Origin of the sequence: Eggerthella sp. AM16-19, assembly GCF_003474385.1 — a bacterium.
Lineage (GTDB): Bacteria > Actinomycetota > Coriobacteriia > Coriobacteriales > Eggerthellaceae > Senegalimassilia.
On the sequence record NZ_QUCY01000003.1, the window covers coordinates 1 to 24,921 of the forward strand.

Here is a 24,921-nt window from a genome sequence, read left to right on the forward strand (position 1 = left end):
GGGAGGGGCCCGCAGGGGGAGGTCCCCCCTGCGGGCCCCTCCGCGTTTTGGGGGACGCCTGAAGGCGCCTTTCCGCGTCCCGGGGCTCGGCCGACGGCGGCGCATGCGCGATATCCGCCGATCGCGGTGCCGGGGGCCCGCCCGGAGGGGCGTCCCTGCCGGGCGGTCCTTCGTTCGGGCGCTGCGCGCCTGCTCGGTTCTGCGCTGTATGCGCTCCGTGTAATCAGTCCTGCCTGGGTCGGGGCTTTTCGTGCATTTGGTACCATGAAAGTAACTACTATTCGTTACTTAACTCAAAGGGGAAATGCATGAAGCTGTCCCATTATGATTATCTGGTTGTCGGCGCCGGCATCTCTTCGGCGGTGTTCTGCCATGAGGCCGCCAAGCTCGGTAAGACCTGTCTGGTCATCGACCGCCGCGACCATGTTGCCGGCAACATCTACACCGAGGACGTGCAGGGTATCAACGTGCACCGTTACGGCGCGCACATCTTCCACACCTCCTTGCGCCCGGTCTGGGACTACGTCAACCGATTCTCCGAGTTCAATAATTACGTGAACAGCCCCGTGGCCGTCTACAAGGACGAGCTGTACAACCTGCCGTTCAACATGAACACCTTCTCGAAGATGTGGGGCATCCGCACCCCGGCCGAGGCCGTCGAGATCATCGAGCGCCAGAAGGCCGAGGCCGCCGACCTCATCGGCGAGGGCGAGCCGAAGAACCTCGAGGAGCAGGCGCTGTCGCTCATCGGCCGCGACGTGTTCGAGAAGCTGATCAAGGGCTACACCGAGAAGCAGTGGGGCCGCAGCTGCACCGAGCTTCCCCCGAGCATCATCAAGCGCCTGCCGGTGCGCCTGACCTACGACAACAACTACTTCAACGACCGCTGGCAGGGCATCCCCATGGGCGGCTACACCGCCATGGTCGAGCGCATGTTCGGTGACGTGGAGATCCTGCTGTCCACCGAATACCGCGAGTTCCGCGAGCAGAACCCCGGCATCGCCGACCGCACCATCTACTGCGGCCCCATCGACGAGTACTTCGACTTCAAGCTGGGCACGCTGGAGTACCGCAGCCTGCGCTTCGAGTCTGAGACCGTCGAGTGCGAGAACTGGCAGGGCAACGCGGTGGTCAACTACACCGAGCGCGAGGTGCCGTGGACGCGCATCATCGAGCACAAGCACTTCGAGTCGCAGTCCTCGCCGGTCAGCGTGATCACGCGCGAGTATCCGGCGGACTGGAAGCCCGGCGACGAGCCGTACTACCCGATCAACGATGAGCGCAACTCCGCGCTGTACGAGCAGTACGAGCAACTCGCCAAGCAGGAGGGCGACGTGGTGTTCGCCGGCCGCCTGGGTGGGTACAAGTACTACGACATGGACAAGGCCATCGACGCGGCATTCGATTTGGTGAATGCCGAGTTGGGCGTTGACCTGCGCGCATAATTCTTTGTAAGACGCGATGCATGCTATTCGGTTGCATTGGTGTTGCGAATAGCTTTTCGTGTTGATTGCGAATACCTCTAAAGTAGTTATGCCAAATTGGCTCCGATCATTTTAGTCAACGGCTAGGGCTTTGGCCCTGGCCGTTTTTTCTTCATGAACTCCGAGAGGCTTTCAAACGAGATTCGTTCGAAAGCCTCTGTTGGTGTTTACTGAGCGCCGTTGGGGAATTGAACTCGGAAAAATGCTGGAGTTGTGTCGGAAAAGGAGTCGGAATCTTGGTGACAATATTCGTCCTCTGAATGGGGTTTTCAGTGGTTGCGAATTTTGACTCGCGAATATGTGACCGAGGTGTCAATTTGCTCGAAATACGTTCTGCCTTTTTGCCACGATTGCCACTGCGGCATTGTGGTTCGCTTTCGGAGATTGCGTAATCCTGCGCAATGGCAAAGCGGCTTGCGTTGCCTTACTTGTGGGCGTCAGGGTACGGCATGTCGCTTTTTGGTGAAATTTGGAGTTGCGGGTCGATTCTGGCGGCAGGCGATTACGCTTCTTCGCAGACGCGCAGACGCGCAGACGCGCAGACGCGCAGACGCGCAGACTTTGCCTGATAAGCTATTCGCCGCAAAACCCCGTAAAACCCAGTTTACCGCCGTGTTAATTCTGCGCTGAATGCGGGGCTGGTAATTCCAAAAAGGTATAATGACCTTGGAAAATACTAGGCGGTATGGAGGATTACCACATGGCTGGAAGCATGGATGTCATCGAGTTCGTGGCGCGTGAGGCGCTTACGAATGAGGACAAGTTCAAGCGATTGGTCGAGCAATTAGGCGACTCTTCGCGTCGCAATCGGCAGAATGCCGCGGGATCGCTGGCGTTTATCGCGAAGGTTAGCCCCGAGTTGCTCGTTCCCTATGCGTCCGATTTGATCGATGCCTTGAATCGTCCCGAGGCTCAAACTCGCTGGGAAAGCTTGGATGCGCTCACCGCGCTCGTTCCGGTGGAATCGCGCTGCACTGACAAGGCGCTTGCCGGTGCCGAGAATGCGCTGTTCGATGAGGAGAACGGGTTCGTTCGCCTGGCTGCTATGCGCTTCTTCTGCGCATATGGTGCCACCACCGAAAAGCGCAGCGAGAACGCCTGGCCGCTCATTGACGAAGCAATCCAGTGCTATCACGGCGATGTCGAGTTCAACGACATGCTGAATGCTGTTGCGGAGTTCGCCACTGGCAAGCTTTCGGAGCACGTTAAGGAAGCACTTGTTGAACGTATGTCGTTTGATGCGCATAATGGCAGGGGTGCCTTGAAGCGCAAGGCGCAAACCATCATTGACAACGTTCAAGGGCAATAAGCTTGGAACCTCGGGCTGTGCCGCGTTGCGGTGCAGCCTGTTTCTTTCAACCCGTATGCGCTGCGGCGCAGGACAGAAGGAGTGGCAATGGCACAGCATACTGTAACCTTGATTCCGGGCGACGGCATCGGCTTGGAAACGTCTGCTGCAATGCAGCAGGTCGTGGAAGCTGCAGGTGCGGATATCGTTTGGGAAGTCGCTGAGGCCGGTGCGGCATGCGCCGAGAAAACGGGCACTCCGCTGCCTGATGAGACCATCGAGGCGGTGAAGCGCAACAAGGTTGCCATCAAGGGCCCGTGCACCACTCCCGTTGGAACCGGTTTCCGCAGCGTCAACGTTGCGCTTCGCAAAACGCTCGACCTGTATGTGTGCCTGCGTCCGGTGCTGTCCATGCCCGGCGCTGGTGGCCGTTACGATGACGTCGACCTGGTTATCGTTCGCGAAAACTCCGAGGACCTGTATGCAGGCGTGGAATTCGAAGAGGGCTCCGAGGCGGCTTCGAAGCTCATCAAGTTCTGCGAGGACGAGGGCGCGGGCGTTATCCGCCCCGATTCCGGCATCTCCATCAAGCCCATCTCCGTCACGGCTACCCAGAACATCGTGCGCTATGCCTTCGAGTATGCGCTGAAGCATGGCCGCAAGAAGGTCACTGCTGCTCATAAGGCCAACATCATGAAGTATTCCGACGGCCTGTTCCTGCGCACGGCGCGTGAGGTTGCCAAGGAGTACGAGGGTCGGGTTGAGTTCGATGACCGCATCATCGACGCCTTCTGCATGAATATGGTCATCGATCCGGCGCAGTTCGACGTGGTGGTGTTCCCTAACCTGTACGGCGACATTGCCAGCGACCTGGCCGCTGGCCTGGTCGGCGGCCTGGGCATCGCCCCGGGTGCGAACATCGGCAAGGAATACGCCGTGTTCGAGGCCGTGCACGGCTCCGCTCCCGACATTGCAGGCCAGAACAAGGCGAACCCCACCGCGGAGATCATGTCCGCGGCCATGATGCTCGACCATCTTGGGGAGTTGGAGATCGCCGAGCGTATCCGTCGCGGCGTCCGCGCCGTGTACGCAGACGGTTCCGTGCTGACGGGTGACATCCGCAAGGCCACTGGCAGCAGCGCCCCTGCGGCAAGCTGCACCGGGTTCACCGAGGCGCTCATTGCCGCCATCAAGGCTCAGGCGTAATCGTGCGGTCGGCGTTGGCCGGCGTGCCGTGCGAAGCGGAGTGCCGGCCCGTGCTCACTCCCGTAGCGGGTTTGAGCTGGGAGGTGCTGCTGCCGGTTTAAGTTGGTGGCAGGTAGGTTTCATCCTGCGTGCACGGCAGCCGGCCGACGTTGATTGTCGGGTTTGCTCCTGCCGGCGTGTATGACTATCGGTTGCCGGCGATTTTCGGGTAGGTTTCAACCGGCGTGTGCAGTTGCCGGTGGGCGCCGATTTCCAATAGGGTTCCCATCGGCGAGTGCGACTGAAGGTTAATGCCTGATAACCAAGCGGGATTCGCCGACGCGCGTAGCTGCTGGCAGAAACCGATTCCCGCTAGGGCTTTCGCCGGTGAGCGAGATTGCCGGCTGAATCGTGTTCAGCAAGATCGATATCAGGGTGCGACACGCACCAAGAGGGGACGATATGAAGAACGAGAAGTTCGCCGCTACCCTTTCCGTGGGCGATGCGGCTTACACCTATTATCCGGTTGAGCAGGTTGAGGGCTCCGAGAAGCTTCCGTATGCGCTGAAGGTGCTGCTCGAAAACGTGCTGCGCAACGCCGAGAGCCCGGAGGCGGCTTCCGATCTGGCCAAACGCGTGATCGAGGCTGGTTGCGCAGGCGAGGTGGGCAGCGAGGTCGAGTTCAGCCCTGCGCGCGTGCTGTTCCAGGACTTCACGGGCGTGCCGGTGTTCGTGGACTTCGCCGTGATGCGCGAAGCTTGTGCGAACTTGGGCGGCGACCCGGCGAAGATCAACCCGCAGATTCCCTGTGACCTGGTCATCGACCACTCGGTCATCGCCGATGTGGCGGGCTGCTCCTGCGCCATGGAGAAGAACATGGAGCTGGAGTTCCAGCGCAACGGTGAGCGCTATAACTTCCTTAAGTGGGCGCAGAAGTCGTTCCAGAACGTGCGCATCGTCCCGCCGGGAGCAGGTATCTGCCATCAGCTGAACATCGAGCAGTTCGCGCAGGTCGCCATGACCTCCACGGCCGCAGGTGTGGAAACGCCGGAGGGCGAGAACCCCACGGTGTACTTCGACACCCTGGTTGGCACGGACAGCCATACGCCTACCGCCAACGGCATCGGCGTGCTGGGCTGGGGCGTCGGCGGCATCGAGGCCGAGGCGGCGGCGTTGGGCCAGCCGATCACCACGCTGGTTCCCAAGGTAGTGGGCGTGCGCCTGGCGGGCAAGCTGTCCGAGGGCGTCGCGGCCATGGACGTGGCGCTGACGTTCGCGAAGATGCTGCGCGAGAAGGGTGTCGTCGGCTGCTTCGTCGAGTGCTTCGGCCCTGGCCTGGACAGCCTGAGCGCCACTCAGCGCACGTGCATCTCCAATATGACGCCGGAATACGGCAGCACTTGCACGCTGTTCCCCGTTGACGACCAGACGCTGGCGTACCTGCGCCTGACCGGTCGCAGCGAGCAGCAGGTGGCGCTGGTCGAGCAGTACGCGAAGGCGCAGGGCTTCTGGAACGACCCGCAGGCGCCCGAGCGCGTGTACGCCGACGTGGTCGAGCTGGACCTGAGCAGCGTGAAGCGCAGCATCGCCGGCCCGTCGCGCCCGCATGATCGCATTTTCCTTGAGCAGGCGCAGGAGCGCTTCCATGAGATTTGCGCCGATCGCGGACTTGACCTGGGTAAGAAGGAAACGGTCGACGTGAACGGCCATGTATGCGAGTTGGGCCACGGTGCGCTTGCCATCGCCGCGGTGACCAGCTGCACCACCGCCACCGACCCGTCCATGATGCTGACCGCTGGCTTGGTGGCGAAGAAGGCTGCCGAAGCGGGGCTGAAGCCCAAGCCGTGGGTGAAGTGCATCCTGGCTCCGGGCAGCCATGCCACCGAGCTGCTGCTTGAGCATGCCGGCTTGATGGATGGCTTGCGCGACCTGGGCTTTTACACATGCGGTTTCGGCTGCATGAGCTGCATCGGCAATTCTGGCCCCATTCTGCCGGCGCTGCACGACATCGCCGATGACTTGGAGCTTGCCAGCGTGCTTTCGGGCAACCGCAACTTCGAGGGCCGCATCTCGCCTGACGTGTCGCAGAACTACCTGGGCGCGCCGGCAACGGTGATCGCTTACTCGCTGGCTGGCACCATGGACGTGGATCTGCCCAACGCCGTGCTGGGCGAGCGCGCCGACGGCACGCCGGTGAAGCTGGCCGACATCTGGCCGACCGACGCCGAGGTCGCCGACCTGCTGGAGCGTTTCGCCACGAAGGAGCTGTTCGAGGAGGGATCGCGCGGCCTGTACGACGGCGACGCCGCCTGGCAGCAGCTTGGCAGCGAGCCGTCCGACACGTTCGCGTGGGACGAGGCTTCCACGTACGTGCGCCGCGCGCCGTACTTCGACGGCATGGGCGCACAGCCTGCGCCGGCCGAGCCCATCAAGGATGCGCGTGCGCTGGCCTTCCTGGGCGACTTCATCACCACCGACCACATCTCGCCCGCGGGCAGCATCGCGTTGGATTCCCCGGCGGCGAAGTACCTGGAGGAGCGCGGCGTCGTTCCGGCGGACTTCAACACCTACGGTGCCCGTCGCGGCAACCACGAGGTCATGATGCGCGGCACGTTCGCCAACGTGAAGCTGTCCAACAAGCTTGCGGAGGGCAAGAAGGGCGGCTGGACGCGCGACTTCCTGAAGGGCGAGATCACCCCGCTGTTCGATGCGGCTATGGACTATGAGCGGGCCGATGTGCCGCTGGTCGTGGTGGCCGGCAAGATGTATGGCAGCGGCAGCTCGCGCGACTGGGCGGCGAAGGGCCCCATGCTGCTGGGCATCCGCGCGGCGTTCGCGGAAAGCTTCGAGCGCATCCATCGCTCGAACCTCATCGGCATGGGCGTGATGCCGCTGCAGTTCGAAGAGGGTGAAAGCGCCGAAAGCCTGGGTCTGGATGGCTCCGAGCAGTATACGGTCGGCGCCGTGGACTTCTCGAAGGGCCTGCCCGAGCCGCGCGTGGTGGACGTTATGGCGAAAAAGGCCGACGGGTCCGAGGTCGCCTTTAAGGCGACGGTCCGCGTGGACACGCCTACCGAGGGCAAGTACTTCGAGCACGGCGGCATTCTGCAGTACGTCCTTCGCCAGCTGGCGAAATAAGGGCGACGGCCGAACGCGGAGCTTCGCCAAGGGGAGAGCGCCGCGCTTCCCGGAGGGGCGCGGCGTTGACCGGCCGTCATCGCAACGAATATAAAAGGTAACGGAACGCGTTCGGTTTCAAGGGAAGCTGGATGCGTTCCGCTACAATGTGGAACATTGTTCATCCATCAATGGAGAAAGGGATGCCGTGAAACAGACATCCGGTTTTGAGTCGCTCATCGATGCCCTGAAGCAATCGGGCTTCGACATGGGCGCAGGCTTCGGAGGGCCCGCTGGCGCCTCCGGCGAAGGGGGTGCCAGCAGTTCGTCGGGCAACGGTGCTGGCGGCCAAGGTTCCGAAAACCCGTTCACCGCGTTCAGCGGCGGCCGCGGCAACAAGGGCGGCAACGGCGGGGGCGTCCCCGGGTTCTCATTCGGCGACAAAATGGGCCAGATGGGCAAGAAGGCGCTCATCATCACCGCGGTGTTGGTGCTGCTTATCGTGGCGGCGGCCTACTGGTGGTTCCATCCGCCCATCAATATCCACAGCGTGGACACGTGGATGTTCGTAGTCGTGTTCATCCTTCTGCCGCTGTTCCTGCTGTGGAACGTGAAGTCGCGCACGTACGAAACGGGCAACAGCAAGGTCGACCCCAATCGCACGAAGGCGAAGGCGTTCAAGGTGGCGTCGTGGATTCCCGTGGCCATCGCGCTGGTCGGCGTGGTGGGTGCTTTGGCGTCGCTGTCGGTGTTCCCTGGCAACGCTGCCAAGTACGCTAGCGTGCTGGAAACACAGGACGCTGACTTCGCGCAGGATATCCAGCAGGTCGACTATTCCGAGATCCCCATCATCGACCGCGATTCGGCGGCGCTGCTGGGCAATCGCGCCATGGGCAACATTCCCGAGTACGTCAGCCAGTTCGAGATCGCGGGCACGTATAGCCAGATCAACTACCAGGGCACGCCCGTGCGCGTGAGCCCGCTGGGCTATGCCGACCTGTTCAAATGGCTGACGAACCGAGCCCAGGGCATCCCGGCGTACGCGCTGGTGGATATGACCACGCAGGATGCGCAGATCGTGAAGCTGGGCGACCGCGCGATCTTCTATTCGCGTTCCGAGCCTTTGGCCCGCAATATCGACCGTTACGTGCAGTTGAAGTACCCCTTCTACATGTTTGATGAGAAGTCGTTCGAAATCGACGAGGACGGCCAGCCTTGGTGGGTCTGCCCGGTGCAAACGCGCACCATCGGCCTGTTCGGCGGCACCACCATCGAGCGCGTGGTCATGGTGAACGCCACCACGGGCGAGTGCACGGACCTGGCCATCGACGATGTGCCCCAGTGGGTCGACCGCGCCTATCCGGCCGAGCTGCTTATCCAGCAGTACAACTGGTCGGGCAAGTATCAGGACGGCTGGCTGAACAGCTGGCTGGGCCAGAAGAACGTGGTGCAGACCACGCCGGGCACCGATGACAACGTGGGCTACAACTACATCGCCAAGGACGATGACGTGTGGGTGTACACGGGCGTGACGTCGGCCACGGCGGATAACTCCATCGTGGGCTTCGTGCTGGTGAACCAGCGCACGGCTGAATCCCATTACTACCCGGTGGCGGGCGCTACCGAGGAATCGGCCATGCAGTCGGCCGAGGGCGCGGTGCAGAACCTGCGTTACTCTGCCACGTTCCCCATCCTGATCAACGTGTCCGAGCAGCCGACGTACTTCATGGCACTGAAGGATAATGCAGGCACCGTGAAGAAGTTCGCGATGGTGGACATCCAGCATTACCAGAACGTGGCAACGGGCGATACGGTCGCGGAGACGCAGAAGTCCTACCAGGCGATGCTGGCAACCAGCGGAACGCTTTCCGGCGATGCCGCGGAGGCCAACATGCAGGAGCAGACGGGCGCGATCCGCAGCATGACGCAAGCGGTTTTGGACGGCAACTCCCACTTCTATGTGACGCTGGAAGGCGTTGAGGGCATCTACGACTTCGCCTTGCCTGCGCAGCTCGGTATCGTGGGCTATAGGGAAGGCGATACCATCACCTTCAAGTACATCGCCGGCGATACCACAAATTCCGTCCAAGAACTTGTTGACACGCAGAATAAATCTGATACTATAGATAAGTCGTCTTCTGAGCAGGCCGCAAAGACGGTTGAACGAACCGCGGAAACGGCCGACCAGCAGAAGACGGAGCAACAACACTAGTTCCGCTGCCCGAGACAGCAGGCACCGAAAGGTTCAATCGCAAGCAATTGCGGCCCGCCGAGGTGGTTGTTAAGTATCGCACTTCAACGACCCCTGTGTCTTAGGACGGCAGGGGTCGTTCTTCTTCTCAAGCGCGACTCCACCCGCATGGGGCGGAACCCGAGTTTGAGAAGAAGGAGGTGTAACAATGCCGAACGCAAAGAACCAATCCATGCTGTCCGCGATCAAGGAAGATCTGGAGGGTGCGGGTGCTGTGTGGGTCGTCGATGCCTGCGGTCTGACCGTCAAGGAGGTCGAGGCTCTGCGCAACGCAGTCCGCGAGTCCGGTGCATGCATGAAGGTGTACAAGAACACCGTTATGCGCATCGCTCTGTCCGAGGCCGAGCTGCCTACGCTGGACGACATGCTGCATGGCCCGAGCGCATTCGTGTTCGCCGGTTCCGATGTGGCTGCTGCCGCGAAGGCCGTCAAGGAATTCGCCAAGTCCAACGAGAACCTGCAGATCAAGGGTGGCTTGATGGAGGGTGCTGCAGTCAGCGCCGCAGAGGTGGAGGCCATCGCTTCCCTGCCCTCTCGCGAGGAGCTGTACGCTCACATCGCCGCTGCCATCAACGGTGTGGCTCAGGGTCTGGCAACCGCTATCAACGGTGTGCCGCGTGGCCTGGCTCAGGTCGCAAAGGCCGTTGCCGATCAGAAGGTTGCGTAAGCAAGCTTCTTGCGGCATAAGACGTGCCGCGTAATGCATTTGAAATTTCGGCTGGAACATTAGGATGATCCAGCCCCTTTGAAAGGAAACTAACATGGCTGTTTCTCGCGAAGAGATCATCGAGGCTCTGAAGGAAATGTCCCTGCTCGAGGCTTCTGAGCTGGTCAAGGACATCGAGGAGACCTTTGGCGTGTCCGCTGCTGCTCCGGTTGCTGTTGCCGCTGCTCCGGCTGCTGGCGCTGCTGCCGCTGAGGAGAAGTCCGAGTTCGACGTCGTGCTCGAGGGCTTCGGCGACAACAAGATCGCTGTCATCAAGGCTGTCCGTGAGATCACCGGCCAGGGCCTGAAGGAAGCTAAGGAGACCGTCGAGGGTGCTCCTTCCACCATCCAGGAGGGTGTGGCCAAGGACAAGGCTGAGGAGATCAAGAAGACGCTGGAAGAGGCCGGCGCTGCTGTGACCCTGAAGTAAATTCAGCCTTCCGACTGCTTTTACAGGACCCGCTGCTTGCAGCGGGTCCTTTTTTGTTTGGGCTTGCATTCCTGCTTCGGAACGCAACAGAATGGTTACGGATGCGGTGTTGCCCGCGTAGGGCGTGTAACGTTCCGGGAAGACGATTATGGTATACCGCACAAAGAGGTACGACGGGAAGGAAGCGCCATGCAGACAGGGTATTTCAGCGCCGCATGGAACGATGTGAAGAGCTCACAGGGCTGGCTGGGGAAGATGTTCCTGTTAGGCCTTATCGCGTTCATCCCGGTGTTCGGCCCGGTGGTGCTGTTGGGCTATGCGTTCGGCTGGGCTCGCGACATCGCATGGGGCGTGCATATGCCCATGCCTGCGCGAATCTTCGGAAACGAGGACGGCTTGCTGTATCGCCGCGGGCTGATCGTGCTTGCCATTTGCGTTGTCTGTTGCGTGGTGATCCCGGGTGCGCTTGAAGGCTGCTGGGATGCGCTTGCGGGGCGCGGTTTGAGCAACGTTTCGCATGCCGTTTGGGGCGGTGCCGGCGGTGCTGCGATAGTGAGCCCGGTGTATTCCCTGTTCAGCCTTGCGGTTTCCTTGGCATCCGTCATGTTCTTCCTGGTGGCCTCCATGCGTGCGAGCATCTATGGCAGGTTGGGGCCTGGTTTTCAGGTTCCGCGTCTGTGGGCTATGATGCGCCACGACATGAAGGGCTTGCTGCGGGTTCTCGGGCTTTCCATTGTGCTCGCCATCGTGCCTGCGGTGGTGACGGGGATTGTCGGGTCGCTTTTGGTCGGGGGCGTTATCGGCGTGGGGGCGTATGGGCTGTTCTCCAACGGTACCGCGCCTGACATGATGCTTATCGTCGCTGCGGGCATGTGCTTAGTCGTTGTCTGCCTTGCCTTGGCTGTGGTGGTTTCGGCGGCATCGGCGTTCGCGGTGGTGATGCAGGCGCGTGCCGTGGGATACTGGACAAGGCAATTCGACGTTCCGGCATGGCGCGGTCAGGATGACTCCATGCCGTTCGAGATGGCGTCCAACGGGGCGCCGAGATAGGCGGTTCCGTGAAACAAGGGAATAGAGGCCAAGGGTCGCGTGGCGTATCCGATGGGCAAGCCGGCAGCCGAAGCGGCAAGCCGTCGCGCCGCGGAGGCGCGCAGGATAGCGTGAGCGCAGCTCGTCGCAGCCTAGGGAAACAGGGCAAACGAAACGAGTTGGGGAAGCAGGGTTCCCAGCATGCGTTGCGCGAGGATGGGCGCCCGTGCGAAGGCGCTAACGCTGACGCGGGCCGTCGTGGCTCGAAGAAGGCGCACGGCTCGGGCAGGCCGCAGGGTGCGTTCAAGTCGAACAAACCGCAATGCTCCCGAGATTCAGGCAGGCCGCAAAGCTCGCGTGGACAGGGCAAAGCGCGCGCATCGCGCGGCGGTTCCGTGGCGGCGCCAGCAGCCAAGCAGGCGAAACTGCAAGCATCTCTGCCTCCGCGCAGTGCGTTCTTGCCGGTTAGCCGTGCCGATATGGAGAAGCGCGGTTGGGATTGTTGCGACTTCGTGTTCGTGTGCGGCGATGCATATGTCGATCATCCCTCGTTCGGCATGGCCATCATCACGCGCCTGCTTGAGGCAAACCACTATAAGGTGGGTGTGATCTGCCAGCCCGATTGGCGCGACCCGGAAAGCGTCACGGTGCTGGGAAGGCCCCGGCTGGGTTTCTTGGTTTCCGCCGGTAACATGGACTCGATGGTGAACCACTACACGGTTGCCAAGAAGCATCGCAGCACCGATGCGTTCTCGCCCGGCGGCGAGATGGGGCTTCGTCCCGATCGCGCGGCGGTGGTCTACGGAAACTTGATTCGCCGTACGTACAAGGACGTTCCCATCGTGCTGGGCGGCATCGAGGCATCGCTTCGCCGTTTGGCTCATTATGATTACTGGTCTGACAAGCTGAAGCGTTCGATCCTGCTTGACTCCGGCGCCGACCTGGTCAGTTACGGCATGGGCGAGCATTCCATCGTGGAGATCGCCGATGCGCTGGCGGCTGGGCTCGACGTGTCCGACATCACGTTCATCGACGGCACGGTGTATCGCGCGAAAACGCTTGAGCACGTGTACGATTACGAGCTGCTGCCCTCGTTCGATAGCATGCAAAAGGATAACCTCGAGTATGCCCGCAGCTTCAACGTGCAGTACGGCAACAGCGACCCCTTCACGGGAAAACGCCTGGTGGAACCATATTCCGACCATGAGTTCGTGGTGCAGAACCCGCCGAGTAAACCGCTGACCACCTCGGAGATGGACGCGGTGTACCGTTTGCCGTATGCGCGCGCGTATCACCCCATGTACGAGGAAGCCGGCGGCATCCCGGCCATCCGCGAGGTGAAGTTCAGCCTGACCAGCAATCGCGGCTGCTTTGGCGAGTGCGCGTTTTGCGCGCTGACGTTCCATCAGGGGCGCATTGTGCAGGTGCGAAGCCATGAGTCCATCGTGGAAGAGGCGAAGCAGATGATCGCCGACCCGGAGTTCAAGGGCTACATCCATGACGTGGGCGGCCCCACGGCGGACTATCGCCACCCTGCGTGCGATGCGCAGCTGCGCCGCGGCGCCTGCCGCAACAAGCATTGCCTGACGCCGCAGCCGTGCCGCAAGTTGAACGCCGACCATACGGATTACCTGCAGTTATTGCGCGAGCTGCGCGAACTGCCGGGGGTGAAGAAGGTGTTCGTGCGCTCGGGTATCCGCTTCGACTACGTGTTAGCCGACCGTGCCAAGGGCGAGGCGTTCGTGCGCGAGCTGTGCGAGCACCATGTGAGCGGGCAGCTGCGCGTGGCGCCCGAGCATGTTTCCAACGCCGTGCTCGGCGTGATGGGCAAGCCGCAACATCAGGTGTACGAGAAGTTCGTGAAGCTGTTCCAGCAGGCCAACGACGCCTGCGGGCTGAAGCAGTTCGTGGTGCCGTACCTGATGTCGTCGCACCCCGGCAGCACGCTCGATGAGGCCATCGAGCTGGCGGAATACGTGCGCGACATGGGGTTCAATCCCGAGCAGGTGCAGGATTTCTACCCCACGCCGTCCACCATGTCCACGGCCATGTACTTCACGGGCGTGGACCCGCGCACCATGGAGCGCGTGTTCGTGCCGAAAAGCCCGCACGAGAAGGCGCTGCAGCGCGCGCTCATCCAGTATCGTGACCCGAAGAACCACGACCTGGTGATGGAGGCGCTGCGCAAGGCGGGTCGCGCCGACTTGATCGGGTTCGGGCCGAAGTGCCTGATCAGGCCTTATAAGAGCGAAGGCGGGTACGGCGCTGGCGCGAAGAAGGGCGTGGCGGGCGCGAAGAACGCGACTCGAGGGGCGAAGGCCCGTGAAGGCGGCCGGGGCTCCGGCGGCCATGGCGCGGCTGGTGCCGGCAAGCGCGGCCAGGGTTCGGGTGGCAGGGGCGCTTCCGGTGGCCGCGGCGGCAAAGGCAACGGATCGCGTGGGAAAGCGCCCCGACGCTAGCTGAATCACAGCATATTCCCTAGGTGGAGAGGGTATACTATAAGGGTTGCAATCAACGGCGTCGGCGCTTGAGCCGCTGACGCCTTGCCTCTGTGGAAGAAAGGCGGCAGCGCGCATGAAAATCTCAACGAAGGGTCTGTACGCGGTTCGTTTGATGCTGTATCTGGCGGAACACGACGGCGGTGGCCCCGTGTCGCTGAAGGAAGTGTCCGAATCGCTGGGCATCTCGAAGAAGTACCTGGAGCAGATCGTGTCGAACGTGGTCACGGCGAAGCTGGTGCGTTCGGTGCGCGGCGCCGCCGGCGGCTATCAGCTGGCGAAGCCGGCTAGCGTGATCACCGTGCTGGACGTGCTGCGGGTCACCGAGGGCTCGCTTGCGCCGGCATCGTGCCTGGAAGATGACACCTTCGACTGCAATATGCCGGTTCCCTGTATGGAGCTGGGCGTATGGCGTGGGCTGTATAAGGTGATCAACGAGTATCTGGGCGGTATCACGCTGCAGAGCATCATCGACGAGCATTCGGCGGTTGCAGCGGACAGTTATTCGATCTAACGGAAGGGCGTGAGCGTTCAAGCTTGCGCCCTTTTCGCTATTTACCTGGAGAAACGGCATATAACCCACCAAACCACCGGAAATACGGGATAATATTTTGAAATAGATATTGACATTGCCTAGAGACATAGTAGGATAACAGGCATGAAAATGGCGTTCCGCACGTGGCAATCAACGGCGGACAAGCGAGAGAGGAACATCATGACCATCCACAAGAGCGTGTCCGAGTTGATCGGCGGCACCCCGTTGGTGGAGCTGTCCAACTACGAGAAGAACCATAACCTTGAGGCCACCATCGTGGGCAAGGTGGAGCTGTTCAACCCTGCCGGCTCGGTGAAGGACCGTATCGCGAAGGCGATGCTCGACCAGGCCGAGGCCGAAGGCAAGCTGGATGCCGACACCGTCATCATCGAGCCGACCTCCGGCAACACCGGCATCGGCTTGTGCTCGCTGGCTGCTGCGCGCGGCAACCGCATCATCATCACCATGCCCGAAACCATGTCGGTCGAGCGCCGCAACCTTATGAAGGCATATGGCGCCGAGCTGGTGCTGACCGATGGCAGCAAGGGCATGAAGGGCGCCATCGCCCGCGCATCCGAGCTGGCAGAGGAGATCCCGAACTCGTTCATCCCCAGCCAGTTCACGAACCCGGCCAACCCTGCCGTCCACGAGCGTACCACCGGCCCCGAGATCTGGGCGGACACCGACGGCAAGGTGGACATCCTGGTCGCCGGCGTGGGCACCGGCGGCACGCTTTCCGGCACGGGCAAGTATCTGAAGTCGCAGAACCCCGACATCAAGGTGGTCGCTGTGGAGCCCGCCGGCTCCCCGGTGCTGAGCGAGGGCCATGGCGGCGCGCACAAGATCCAGGGCATTGGCGCGGGCTTCGTGCCCGACACGCTGGACCAGTCGGTCTATGACGAGGTAATGCCCATCACCGACGAGGAGGCGTTCCAGGCCGGTCGCGAGCTGGCAGGTAAGGATGGCCTGCTGGTGGGCATCTCCTCCGGCGCCGCGGTTGCCGCCGCAACGAAGCTGGCGCAGCGTCCCGAGAACAAGGGCAAGCTGATCGTGGCGGTGCTCCCCGACACCGGCGAGCGTTACCTGTCTACGGCAATGTTCAACTTCTAGGAAACGCAAGCTGCCTGTTTGCGGCGAAAGCTGCAGGTCGGCGAACATGAGAACTCGGCGAAAGCGCCCCGCTCCAGTTGGAACGGGGCGCTTTGCGCGTTAAGCGGCCTTTTGCGGTGGTTGTGGGCTACGTTCTCGTTACGGTTCGTTCGTCGATTGCCGCACCTGCGCGACCTTGGGTACAATAAAGAAATAGCGTGGGGACGGGGAGCCCGCCCAAGGCGATAGGGGCGGAGTGTCCATCTATCGCGAAAGAGGCGGAGAGCCCGCCTAGTGCGATAACGACGGGCAAGCCCGTCTTGCGTGAAAGATTATCGGGGAAAGGGGCTCATCATGAGCGCGAGCAAGCACGATTGGGGATTGATCTTCGCGGGCGTCGCCTTGGCGGCGGCCGGCTTCTTCTGCATGTTGGCACCGGGGTTGACCATCGTGACCATCGCGGCCGTGGTGGGCGCGTTCTTCCTGGTGGCGGGCGTGTTTGACATCATCAGCTACATCAGGCTGCGCAATATCATGCCGCGTAGCGGCTGGGAGCTTGCCTACGCCATCATCGACGTGCTGCTAGGTCTGATCTTCTTGCTGCATCCGCTTGCGTTCTCCGCGGTGGTGCCGTGGCTGGTGGGCGTGTGCTTCGTGGCGTTCGGCGTGTTCGAGGTAATCGCGTCGGTGAAGGCGCACGGCTGGGGCGTGCCGATGTGGGGATGGGCCCTGTTCAGCGGCGTGCTGAACGTGCTGTGCGGCATTGCGTTCTTCGTCATGCCCCAGATGCTCAGCATATTCTTGGCCATCATCCTGCTGGTGCGCGCTGCAACCCTGATGGTGTACGGCTGGAACACGGGCCGCTATATCGCTATGTAGCGCTGCGGGTTTGCCCGCGGGTAAGTAGGAAAGCGGGTCGGCCGGCGCGCCGGGGGAAGACGTGTTCGTCCGGTAGCGCTCTGGCTGGCGGTCGGGCAAAGGCATGTGGGCTGCGTCGGGTTTCGGCTGGCGCTGCGCGCGCGTGATAAAATCGCAACGGAAAAATGGGCCTCGGGCATGTGCCCGAGGCTTTCTTGTCGGCGGGCATCGCGCGGTTGCGCGGCGTCGTGCCGGACGAAGTGGCAGATGGAGCTGCGAACGGGGCAGCGGCAGAAGCTGTGGACGAAGCGGCGAGCGAAAGGGCTTGAGATGGCGAATGAGCAGGTGGACGGCCAGATGAGCGATCGGGCGAACGGGCAAGCGACCGACGGGGCAAGCGACCTGACGGGCGGCCAGATGGGCAACTCCGCAAGCGACCAAATGGGCAACCAGGTCATCGAGCAGCAGTCCCTGCTAAGCGGGGAGGCGCTGGCGGAGGTGACCGGCGATCCGGCGGCGCGCATCGAGGCGCTGCGCCGCGAGATCGAGCACAACAGCTATCTGTACTACGCCAAGGACGCGCCCGCCATCAGCGACGCCGCGTTCGATTCGCTGATGCGCGAGCTGCGCGCGCTCGAGGCGGCGCACCCCGAGCTCATCGACCCGTCCAGCCCCACGCAGCGCGTGGGCGGTTACGTGGGCGAGCAGTTCGCGCCCATTCAGCATGAGCGCCGCATGTACTCGCTCGACGATGCCATGGGCGCCGAGGAGCTCGACGAATGGCTGGCGCGCGTCAAGGAATTCTTCGGCACCATCCCCGAGCTGGTGTGCGAGCTGAAGATCGACGGCTCGTCGGTGGCGTTCACCTACGAGGGCGGCCGCCTTATCCGCGCGGCAACGCGCGGCGACGGCACCACGGGTGAGGACATCACGGTGAACGTGCGCACAGTGAAGGATGTGCCGTTGCGTCTGCGCGACGGCGCCATGGCCGGCATCCGTGACACCGACGTTTCCATCGAGCTGCGCGGCGAATGCTACATGCCCAAGACTAGCTTTGAAGCGCTCAATGCAGCTGCCGAGGCCAACGGCAAGCAGCCGTTCGCCAATCCGCGCAACGCAGCCGCCGGCAGCCTTCGCCAGAAGGATCCTCAGATCACGGCGCACCGTGATCTGTCCACGTTCGTGTATGCCGTGGGCGACGAGCGCAAGCTGGTGGCGGAAACGCAGTGGGACCTGCTCACATGGCTGGGCGAGGCGGGATTCCATGTGAATCCCGACATCGCGTTGGTGACCAGCGCGGAGGAGGTGCACGAGTTCTGCCGCAAAAGCCTGGAGCGCCGCGATGCGCTGCCCTACGACATCGACGGCGTGGTAGTGAAGGTGAACTCGTTCGCGCAGCAGGAGGCCATGGGCTACACGGCCCGCGCGCCGCGCTGGGCCATCGCGTTCAAGTTCCCGCCCGAGGAGAAGACCACGCTTTTGCGCGATATCACCGTGCAGGTGGGCCGTACGGGCAAGCTGACGCCGGTGGCGGAGATGAATCCGGTGCTGGTGGCGGGCTCGACCGTGGCACGCGCAACGCTGCATAACGAGGACGAGGTGCTGCGCAAGGACGTGCGCGTGGGCGACACGGTCATCGTGCGCAAGGCCGGCGACGTGATCCCCGAGGTGCTGGGCCCCGTGCTCAGCCTGCGCCCCGACGATGCGCGGTCCTGGAGCATGCCCAAGGAGTGCCCGAGCTGCGGCAGCCCCGTGGTCCGCGAGGACGGCGAGGCCGATTATCGCTGCATTTCCATTGATTGCCCTGCTCAGGCGCTTGAGCGGTTGCTGCATTGGGCTAGCCGCGGTGCCATGGACATCGACGGCATGGGCGAGGAGATCGTGCGCCGCCTGGTGGAATCCGGCCGCGTCAGCGACGTGGCGGATTACTACACGCTCGACGAGGTGGAGCTGGCGCAGCTGCAGACGGGCCGCACGAACAAAGAAGGCGAGCCGATCTGCCTGGGGCAGACCATCGCGAAGAAGCTGGTGGCGGCCATCGACGAGTCGCGTACTCGTCCGTTCGCCCGCCCGCTGTTCGGCCTGGGCATGCGTCACGTGGGCAAAACCATGGCCGAAACGCTGGCGCGCGCGTTCCCGAGCATGAATGCGCTGATGGCGGCTACCGAGGAGCAGCTGGCGGCGGTGGACGGCGTGGGCCCGAAGATCGCGCATTCCACGTACCTGTTCCTGCGCACGCCCGACAACGTGCAGGTCATCGAGCGATTGGCGAAGCACGGCGTGCGCCTGGCCGACGACGTGGACGCGCAGGCCGCCGACGCGCTGCCGCAAACGCTCGAGGGACTGACGTTCGTGCTGACCGGCAGCCTGACGCAAAGCGGCATGAAGCGCGACGAGGCCGGTGCGGCGCTGAAGGCCCGCGGTGCGAAGGTGTCGGGCAGCGTGTCGAAGAAGACCAGCTTCGTGGTTGCCGGCGAGGCGGCGGGCAGCAAGTACGACAAGGCCGTGGCGCTGGGCGTCCCCGTGCTGGACGAGGCCGCGCTGCTGCACATCATCGAGACGGGCGAAGTGCCGACGGCGGACAGGGAATAGCGCGGCTGCTTCGTCTGTGGCGCTTCGCCGCGTGTTGCCGGCGTGTGCTGTCGGTGGGCGTTTCTCGCGATGTTTGCCCGCATGGGGCTCTACCGACTGCGGCGCGCGTTTGCTCGCGCCCGCCCCACCTGGGTCGGTTCGCCGGGTATTGCGCTTACGCAAATCTACCGGGTGCCGGCGTTTCGGGGCCGTTCGCATGAAGGAGTTACGAATTTGAGATTCGTAACATCGAATCGGCGGGCGCGTCTGCTATAGTGTGTTACGGAATTTCACCTCGTAACACCAGGCGGGCGCGCAATGAAATCGCAGACGTCGCGCGCCTTTGCCTGGTCGATGAAAGGATTTCTTGATGAAGAGCTTCTCCAGGCGTACGTTTTTGCAGGTGGCGGGCGTAAGCGCCGCTGCAGTGGGCTTCGGCGGCGTGCTGAGCGCCTGCGCCGGCGGTTCCAATGCGGGCTCCGGCTCCGCCGCTAGCGGGGAGCATGCCTCTCAGGTTACCGTCTCCATGCCGGTGAGCAGCGAGCCCGATGCCGGCTTCGACCCGTTCGTTTCCTGGGGCTGCGGCGAGCACGTGCACGAGCCGCTCATCCAGTCCACGCTTCTGACCACGAAGGCCGACATGGGCTTCGAGAACGACCTGGCAACGGCTTATTCGTGCAGCGATGACGGCCTGACCTGGACGTTCACCATCCGCACCGACGCCAAGTTCACCAACGGCAAGCCGGTTACCGCCCATGACGTGGCCTACACCATCAACGGCGTTGCCAACAACGAGGCCAGCGAGTGCGATCTGACCATGGTCGACAAGGCCGTCGCCGTCGACGACGAGATCTGCGAGATCCATCTGAACAAGCCGTTCAATGCGCTGCTGTACACGCTGGCGGTTATCGGCATCGTGCCTGATGGCGGCCATGATGCCGACTACGGCAGCAACCCGGTGGGCAGCGGCCGCTACATGATCGAGCAGTGGGATCGCGGCCAGCAGGTCATCCTGAAGGCCAACCCCGACTACTATGGCGAGGCGCCGAAGATCGAGCGCGTCGTGGTGGTGTTCATGGAAGAGGACGCCAGCCTGGCGGCCGCCCGTTCCGGCCAGGTGGACGTCGCGTTCACGACGGCCACCTTCGCCGACCAACAGCCGAAGGGTTACGACCTGCTGAACTGCGCTTCCGTCGATTCGCGCGGCATCTCTCTGCCCACCATCGCGCCGGGTGCCACCAAGAAGCAGACGGGCGAGGAGTATCCCGCCGGCAACGCGGTCACGCAGGACCTGGCGCTGCGCCGCGCCATCAACTACGGTGTGAAGCGTCAGACGCTCATCGACAACGTACTGAACGGCTACGGCCAGATCGCCTACAGCGTGGGCGACCATATGCCCTGGTCGTCCGAGGCCATGAAATGCGAAGAGGATCTTGCTCGCGCAAAGGCCCTGCTCGACGAGGCGGGCTGGGTAGCCGGCGCCGATGGCGTGCGCGCCAAGGACGGCGTGACGGCCGCGTTCGACCTGTACTATTCGTCCTCCGATTCGGTGCGCCAGGCCATTGCCATGGAGTTCGCCAACCAGATGAATGAGCTGGGCATCAAGGTGACGCCGAAGGGCGCAAGCTGGGACGACATTTACCAGCATCAGTTCAGCGACCCGGTCGTGTGGGGTTGGGGTTCCAACAGCCCAATCGAGGTGTACAACCTGAACTACTCCATGGGCAACGGCAACTACGCCTGCTACGAGAACGCCGTGGTCGATGCGCACCTGAACGCCGCACTGGCCAACCCCGTGGTCGCCGATTCGTATGACGAATGGAAGCTGGCCATGTGGGACGGTGAAAACGGTCCGGCGCCGCAGGGCGATGCCACGTGGGTGTGGTTCGCCAACGTCGACCACCTGTACTTCGTGGCCGAGGGCCTGAAGGTTGCCGAGCAGAAGCCGCATCCGCATGGTCACGGCTGGTCGATCGTGAACAACGTCGATAAGTGGAACTGGTAGCAACCGGCTGAACGCCGCGGGGGCGGGGCGCGCGAACGCGCCTCCGTCCCCTGTTCGCCGGTAGTGGCGGGGCTTGCCGTAGGGCTTGCCCCGCTTTTGCGGTTCTAGCGGCTTGGCTTGGGGCGGCGCGTTCGCCTGCCTGAAGGCGGGCTGCGCGCAGGCTCCTTCGGCGATTGAAAAGGTTTTGAGCTTGGAAGCCAAAGGGCTTCCGGGGAAGATTTCGAGATTTGGGACTTAAGTAGGTATGACGAAGTATCTTGCCCGACATATCGTGCGGTTCGTGCTGCTCATGTTGGCGGTGGGGCTGGTGGTGTTCGCGCTGGTGAGCGCCTCGCCCATCGACCCTGTTCAGGCCAACGTGGGGCAGGCCGCATATGTGAACATGTCGGAGGCCAAGCGCGCCCAGCTGGCCAGCTATTGGGGCGGCGACGTGCCGTTTTGGGAGCGTTTCGCCAACTGGGCGGGCGCGCTTTTGCACGGCGATATGGGGACGTCGCTCAGGTTCAACGCGCCTGTGTCGGAGGTGATCGCGCATCGCGCGGCAAACTCGCTGGCGCTCATGGGCATCGCGTGGCTGATCAGCGGCGTGCTGGGTTTCGCGCTGGGAGTCGTTGCTGGCGCACGCCGCGGCGGTGCGGTCGACCGCGTGGTGCGCGGCTACTGCTACCTGCTGGCGTCCACGCCAACGTTTTGGCTGGGTTTGCTCATCCTCATGATCTTCGCCGTGCAGCTGGGGTGGTTCCCCATCGGGTTCTCCGTGCCCATCGGCGTGTCGGCGGCAGATGTGACGCTTGCCGACGCGGCGCACCACCTGGTGCTTCCAGCGCTCACGCTTTCGGTGACGGGCGTGGCCAACATCGCGCTGCACACGCGCGAGAAAGTGGTCGACGTGCTGGAAAGCGATTACGTGCGCTTCGCGCGCGCCCGCGGCGAGTCGGAGCTGAGCGTGGTTTTGCACCATGGTTTGCGTAACGTGGCGCTGCCGGCGGTCACGCTGCAGTGCGCGTTCATCTCCGAGATCTTCGGCGGGTCGGTGCTGGTCGAGCAGGTGTTCTCGTATCCGGGCCTGGGGCAGGCGGCCGTCACCGCCGGCCTGGGCGGCGACGTGGCGCTTCTGGCTGGGATCGCCCTGGTCAGCGCCGCGTTGATATTCGGCGGCAACCTGCTGGCGAACATCCTGTACGGCGTTTTGGACCCGCGCATGCGCGTGAGCGAAGGGAGGGCGTAATGGAGAACGTGCTCCATGCCCCCGCGCAGCGCAGGGCGGGCAACCGCACGGCCACGCTGGCGGCGTGCGTTTTGGCGGCTTTTGCGCTGCTGGCCGTGGTTGCGGCGGGCATCGCGCTGTATGGCCAGGCAACGGTCACGGATTTCACCGCGAAGAACCTGGCGCCCTCGCTCGAGCACCCCTTCGGCACCGACTGGATGGGCCGCGACATGCTGGCGCGCACGCTGGTCGGCCTTTCGACCAGCGTGCTGGTGGGCTTGCTGGCGGCCACCGTGTCGTCGGTGATCGCGTTGATCCTCGGCTGTGCCGCCGCGCTCGGCGGCAAGCGCGTGGACGCGGTGGTCAGCTGGATGATCGACCTGATGATGGGTGTTCCGCATATCGTGCTTTTGGTGCTCATCTCGTTCGCGCTGGGGAAGGGCTTTTGGGGCGTGACCATCGGCGTTGCCGTGACGCACTGGGCAAGCCTCGCCCGCGTGGTGCGCGCCGAGGTGCTGCAATGCCGCCAATCGAAGTTCGTCGAGGTTGCGCGTAAGCTGGGGCAGAGCCCGGCGCGCATCGCGCTTCGCCATATGGTGCCGTATGTGCTGCCGCAGTTCGTGGTGGGCTTGATCCTGTTGTTCCCGCATGCCATCCTGCATGAGGCGTCCATTACGTTTTTGGGCTTCGGCCTGCCGCCCGAGCAACCGGCCATCGGCGTGATCTTGAGCGAATCGATGAGCTATCTGTCCACGGGCGCCTGGTGGTTGGCGGTGTTCCCCGGCCTGGCGCTCATGGCGACGGTGCTGTTGTTCGACGTGGCCGGGCAGAACCTGCGCAAGCTGGTCGACCCGCATACCGCGCAAAAGTAGGTAGGGAAGATGATGACGAAGATGAACGGCGGTGCGCCCATGGAGGCGTCATCGGCGGGCAAAGCCGCCGAGCTGGCGCATGAGCGCACCGCGCACGAGGGTGCGCAGCTGCACCACCATCATACGCATGCGGCCACGTCGAGCCACGACGGCGGGCATCACCTGCTGCAGGTTGAGGACTTGAGCGTGAGCTTCCGCATGTACGACGAGGACGCGCCGTACTTCCAGGCGAAACAGCACGATGTGCAGGTGCTTCACGAGCTGAGCATCGCCGTGCATGCGGGCGAGATCGTGGCCGTGGTGGGCGCGTCGGGCTCGGGCAAGACGCTTCTGGCCGATGCGGTTTTGGGCCTGTTCGAGCCCAACGCCACGGTGACGGGGCGCATCTGGTTCGACGGCGAGCGCATGGATGCGGCGGGTTTGCGCGCACTGCGCGGGCACGGGCTGTCGCTCGTGCCGCAAAGCGTGAGCCACTTGGACCCCATGATGCGCGTGGGCAAGCAGGTCGAGGGTTTTGCGAACGACCTGTCGAAGGCCGAGCTCAAAACGCGCCGCGCGCAGCTGTTCGAGCGCTATGGGCTGGGCCCCGAGGTTGCGCGCCTGTACCCGCACGAGCTGTCGGGCGGCATGGCGCGCCGCGTGCTGCTGTGCTGTGCGCTCATGGACTCGCCGCGCGTGATCGTGGCCGATGAGCCTACGCCTGGTCTTGACCTTGACCTGGCGGTTCGCGCGCTCGACGATTTCCGCGCCTTCGCCAACGAGGGCAACGGCGTGCTGCTGATCACGCACGATATCGAGCTGGCGCTGCGCGTGGCCGACCGCGTGGCGGTGTTCAAGGACGGAACCGTGGTGGAGGAGACCGCGACGGCGAGCTTCGCCGACCCCGGCCTTTTGCGCCATCCGTTCACCCGCGAGCTGTGGCACGCCCTCCCCGAGCACGATTTCGCCGTGGGCGAAAGCGCGGGCGTGGGTGAAGGCGGTTTCGACGGGAAGGAAGGCGGCGCATGCTAGAGGCCAGAGACATCACGTTCGGGTATCCCGGCGCAAAGCCCCTGTACAGCGGTTTCAGCCTGCAGGTGAAACCTGGCGATCGTGTGGCGCTGCAGGCGCCCTCGGGGTTCGGCAAAACCACGCTGTGCCGCGTGCTCGCCGGGTTTGAGCGCCCGCAAACCGGTCAGGTGCTGGTGGATGGGCAGCCGCTTCCGCGTCGCGGCGTGTGCCCGGTGCAGTTGATCCAGCAGCATCCCGAGCAGGCGGTGGACCCGCGCCTGCTCATGCGCAAAACGCTGGCGGAGGCAGGCGAGGTGCCACAGCAGCTGCTTGACGATCTGGGTATCCGCGACGAATGGCTGCAGCGCTACCCCCATGAGCTGTCCGGCGGCGAGCTGCAGCGCTTCTGCATCGCCCGCGCGCTGGCCACGTGCCCGCGCTACCTGATCTGCGACGAGGTGTCCACCATGCTCGACGCGGTCACCCAGGCGCACATCTGGCACGTGCTGCTCGATTACGCCGCCCGCGAAAACGCCGGCATGCTGCTGGTTTCCCATACCCCCGCGCTGACCGCCCGCATCGCAACCCGAGAAGTCGCGCTGGCGTAACCGCAACCGCGGTCCCGGACGTTTCGGACACTTTGGGGACGTAGCATTAAGTGTCCGAGATTGCGTCGGGCTTGTACGCGCTGCCGTTTCCGGACACTTAATGCTACGAATGCTACGTCCCCAAAGTGTCCTCCCAAGGCGTCCCAAGGCGTCCGTGCGGGTTGCAACTCGAGGGACGCCGCGTTCTCTCGCGGCGCT

18 protein-coding genes are annotated in these 24,921 nt (G+C 63.3%); all 18 read left to right on the forward strand.

Annotated elements, in window-relative coordinates; all coding sequences use genetic code 11:
• Window positions 1-308 precede the first annotated feature (308 nt).
• Window positions 309-1,445, forward strand: coding sequence for a UDP-galactopyranose mutase (gene glf / locus DW178_RS02020; RefSeq protein ID WP_118349453.1), 1,137 nt, complete (start codon window positions 309-311; stop codon window positions 1,443-1,445).
• Between the two features lie 739 nt (window positions 1,446-2,184).
• Window positions 2,185-2,793 carry a hypothetical protein gene (locus DW178_RS02025; protein WP_118349454.1) on the forward strand — a complete coding sequence of 203 codons (609 nt, stop codon included), beginning with the start codon at window positions 2,185-2,187 and terminating at the stop codon, window positions 2,791-2,793.
• An 87-nt stretch (window positions 2,794-2,880) separates the two neighbouring features.
• Window positions 2,881-3,978: an isocitrate/isopropylmalate dehydrogenase family protein gene (locus DW178_RS02030; RefSeq protein WP_118349455.1), complete on the forward strand. Its 1,098-nt coding sequence runs from the start codon at window positions 2,881-2,883 to the stop codon at window positions 3,976-3,978.
• A gap of 441 nt (window positions 3,979-4,419) precedes the next feature.
• Complete coding sequence (gene acnA, locus DW178_RS02035; protein WP_118349456.1) at window positions 4,420-7,095, forward strand: aconitate hydratase AcnA; 2,676 nt, start codon at window positions 4,420-4,422, stop codon at window positions 7,093-7,095.
• 187 nt (window positions 7,096-7,282) lie between these two features.
• A complete protein-coding gene (locus DW178_RS02040) occupies window positions 7,283-9,286 on the forward strand; it encodes a Tat pathway signal sequence (RefSeq protein WP_118349457.1) in 2,004 nt (667 codons plus the stop codon).
• A gap of 187 nt (window positions 9,287-9,473) precedes the next feature.
• Window positions 9,474-9,992 (forward strand): 50S ribosomal protein L10, encoded by a 519-nt coding sequence (gene rplJ, locus DW178_RS02045; RefSeq protein WP_042435380.1) that lies wholly within the window; start codon window positions 9,474-9,476, stop codon window positions 9,990-9,992.
• Between the two features lie 94 nt (window positions 9,993-10,086).
• Window positions 10,087-10,461 (forward strand): 50S ribosomal protein L7/L12, encoded by a 375-nt coding sequence (gene rplL, locus DW178_RS02050; protein WP_042435383.1) that lies wholly within the window; start codon window positions 10,087-10,089, stop codon window positions 10,459-10,461.
• 189 nt (window positions 10,462-10,650) lie between these two features.
• Window positions 10,651-11,511, forward strand: a complete 861-nt coding sequence (locus DW178_RS02055) for a DUF4013 domain-containing protein (RefSeq protein WP_118349458.1) — start codon at window positions 10,651-10,653, stop codon at window positions 11,509-11,511.
• A gap of 158 nt (window positions 11,512-11,669) precedes the next feature.
• Complete coding sequence (locus DW178_RS02060; protein ID WP_286168461.1) at window positions 11,670-13,949, forward strand: YgiQ family radical SAM protein; 2,280 nt, start codon at window positions 11,670-11,672, stop codon at window positions 13,947-13,949.
• A gap of 115 nt (window positions 13,950-14,064) precedes the next feature.
• Window positions 14,065-14,502 carry an RrF2 family transcriptional regulator gene (locus tag DW178_RS02065; protein WP_042435389.1) on the forward strand — a complete coding sequence of 146 codons (438 nt, stop codon included), beginning with the start codon at window positions 14,065-14,067 and terminating at the stop codon, window positions 14,500-14,502.
• A 201-nt stretch (window positions 14,503-14,703) separates the two neighbouring features.
• Complete coding sequence (gene cysK / locus DW178_RS02070; RefSeq protein ID WP_042436087.1) at window positions 14,704-15,633, forward strand: cysteine synthase A; 930 nt, start codon at window positions 14,704-14,706, stop codon at window positions 15,631-15,633.
• A gap of 333 nt (window positions 15,634-15,966) precedes the next feature.
• On the forward strand, window positions 15,967-16,491 hold the full coding sequence (locus tag DW178_RS02075; RefSeq protein ID WP_118349459.1) for an HdeD family acid-resistance protein: 525 nt from the start codon (window positions 15,967-15,969) through the stop codon (window positions 16,489-16,491).
• A 420-nt stretch (window positions 16,492-16,911) separates the two neighbouring features.
• Window positions 16,912-19,062, forward strand: a complete 2,151-nt coding sequence (ligA, locus tag DW178_RS02080; protein WP_118349530.1) for an NAD-dependent DNA ligase LigA — start codon at window positions 16,912-16,914, stop codon at window positions 19,060-19,062.
• Between the two features lie 349 nt (window positions 19,063-19,411).
• Complete coding sequence (locus tag DW178_RS02085; protein ID WP_118349460.1) at window positions 19,412-21,046, forward strand: ABC transporter substrate-binding protein; 1,635 nt, start codon at window positions 19,412-19,414, stop codon at window positions 21,044-21,046.
• A gap of 244 nt (window positions 21,047-21,290) precedes the next feature.
• A complete protein-coding gene (locus tag DW178_RS02090) occupies window positions 21,291-22,274 on the forward strand; it encodes an ABC transporter permease (RefSeq protein WP_118349461.1) in 984 nt (327 codons plus the stop codon).
• Entirely contained in the window at window positions 22,274-23,125 is an 852-nt protein-coding gene (locus DW178_RS02095; protein ID WP_118349462.1) for an ABC transporter permease, read from the forward strand. Before DW178_RS02090 ends, DW178_RS02095 begins: the two co-directional genes overlap by 1 nt.
• A gap of 12 nt (window positions 23,126-23,137) precedes the next feature.
• Window positions 23,138-24,136, forward strand: coding sequence for an ATP-binding cassette domain-containing protein (locus DW178_RS02100; protein WP_286168462.1), 999 nt, complete (start codon window positions 23,138-23,140; stop codon window positions 24,134-24,136).
• Window positions 24,130-24,723, forward strand: coding sequence for an ABC transporter ATP-binding protein (locus tag DW178_RS02105; RefSeq protein ID WP_118349464.1), 594 nt, complete (start codon window positions 24,130-24,132; stop codon window positions 24,721-24,723). Before DW178_RS02100 ends, DW178_RS02105 begins: the two co-directional genes overlap by 7 nt.
• Window positions 24,724-24,921: the final 198 nt, after the last annotated feature.

Coding starts and splice junctions, on each gene's coding strand:
- glf (WP_118349453.1), top strand. CDS start 309: ATGAAGCTGTCCCATTATGATTATCTGGTTGTCGGCGCCGGCATCTCT.
- DW178_RS02025 (WP_118349454.1), top strand. CDS start 2,185: ATGGCTGGAAGCATGGATGTCATCGAGTTCGTGGCGCGTGAGGCGCTT.
- DW178_RS02030 (WP_118349455.1), top strand. CDS start 2,881: ATGGCACAGCATACTGTAACCTTGATTCCGGGCGACGGCATCGGCTTG.
- acnA (WP_118349456.1), top strand. CDS start 4,420: ATGAAGAACGAGAAGTTCGCCGCTACCCTTTCCGTGGGCGATGCGGCT.
- rplJ (WP_042435380.1), top strand. CDS start 9,474: ATGCCGAACGCAAAGAACCAATCCATGCTGTCCGCGATCAAGGAAGAT.
- rplL (WP_042435383.1), top strand. CDS start 10,087: ATGGCTGTTTCTCGCGAAGAGATCATCGAGGCTCTGAAGGAAATGTCC.
- DW178_RS02055 (WP_118349458.1), top strand. CDS start 10,651: ATGCAGACAGGGTATTTCAGCGCCGCATGGAACGATGTGAAGAGCTCA.
- DW178_RS02065 (WP_042435389.1), top strand. CDS start 14,065: ATGAAAATCTCAACGAAGGGTCTGTACGCGGTTCGTTTGATGCTGTAT.
- cysK (WP_042436087.1), top strand. CDS start 14,704: ATGACCATCCACAAGAGCGTGTCCGAGTTGATCGGCGGCACCCCGTTG.
- DW178_RS02075 (WP_118349459.1), top strand. CDS start 15,967: ATGAGCGCGAGCAAGCACGATTGGGGATTGATCTTCGCGGGCGTCGCC.
- ligA (WP_118349530.1), top strand. CDS start 16,912: ATGGGCAACCAGGTCATCGAGCAGCAGTCCCTGCTAAGCGGGGAGGCG.
- DW178_RS02085 (WP_118349460.1), top strand. CDS start 19,412: ATGAAGAGCTTCTCCAGGCGTACGTTTTTGCAGGTGGCGGGCGTAAGC.
- DW178_RS02090 (WP_118349461.1), top strand. CDS start 21,291: ATGACGAAGTATCTTGCCCGACATATCGTGCGGTTCGTGCTGCTCATG.
- DW178_RS02095 (WP_118349462.1), top strand. CDS start 22,274: ATGGAGAACGTGCTCCATGCCCCCGCGCAGCGCAGGGCGGGCAACCGC.
- DW178_RS02100 (WP_286168462.1), top strand. CDS start 23,138: ATGACGAAGATGAACGGCGGTGCGCCCATGGAGGCGTCATCGGCGGGC.
- DW178_RS02105 (WP_118349464.1), top strand. CDS start 24,130: ATGCTAGAGGCCAGAGACATCACGTTCGGGTATCCCGGCGCAAAGCCC.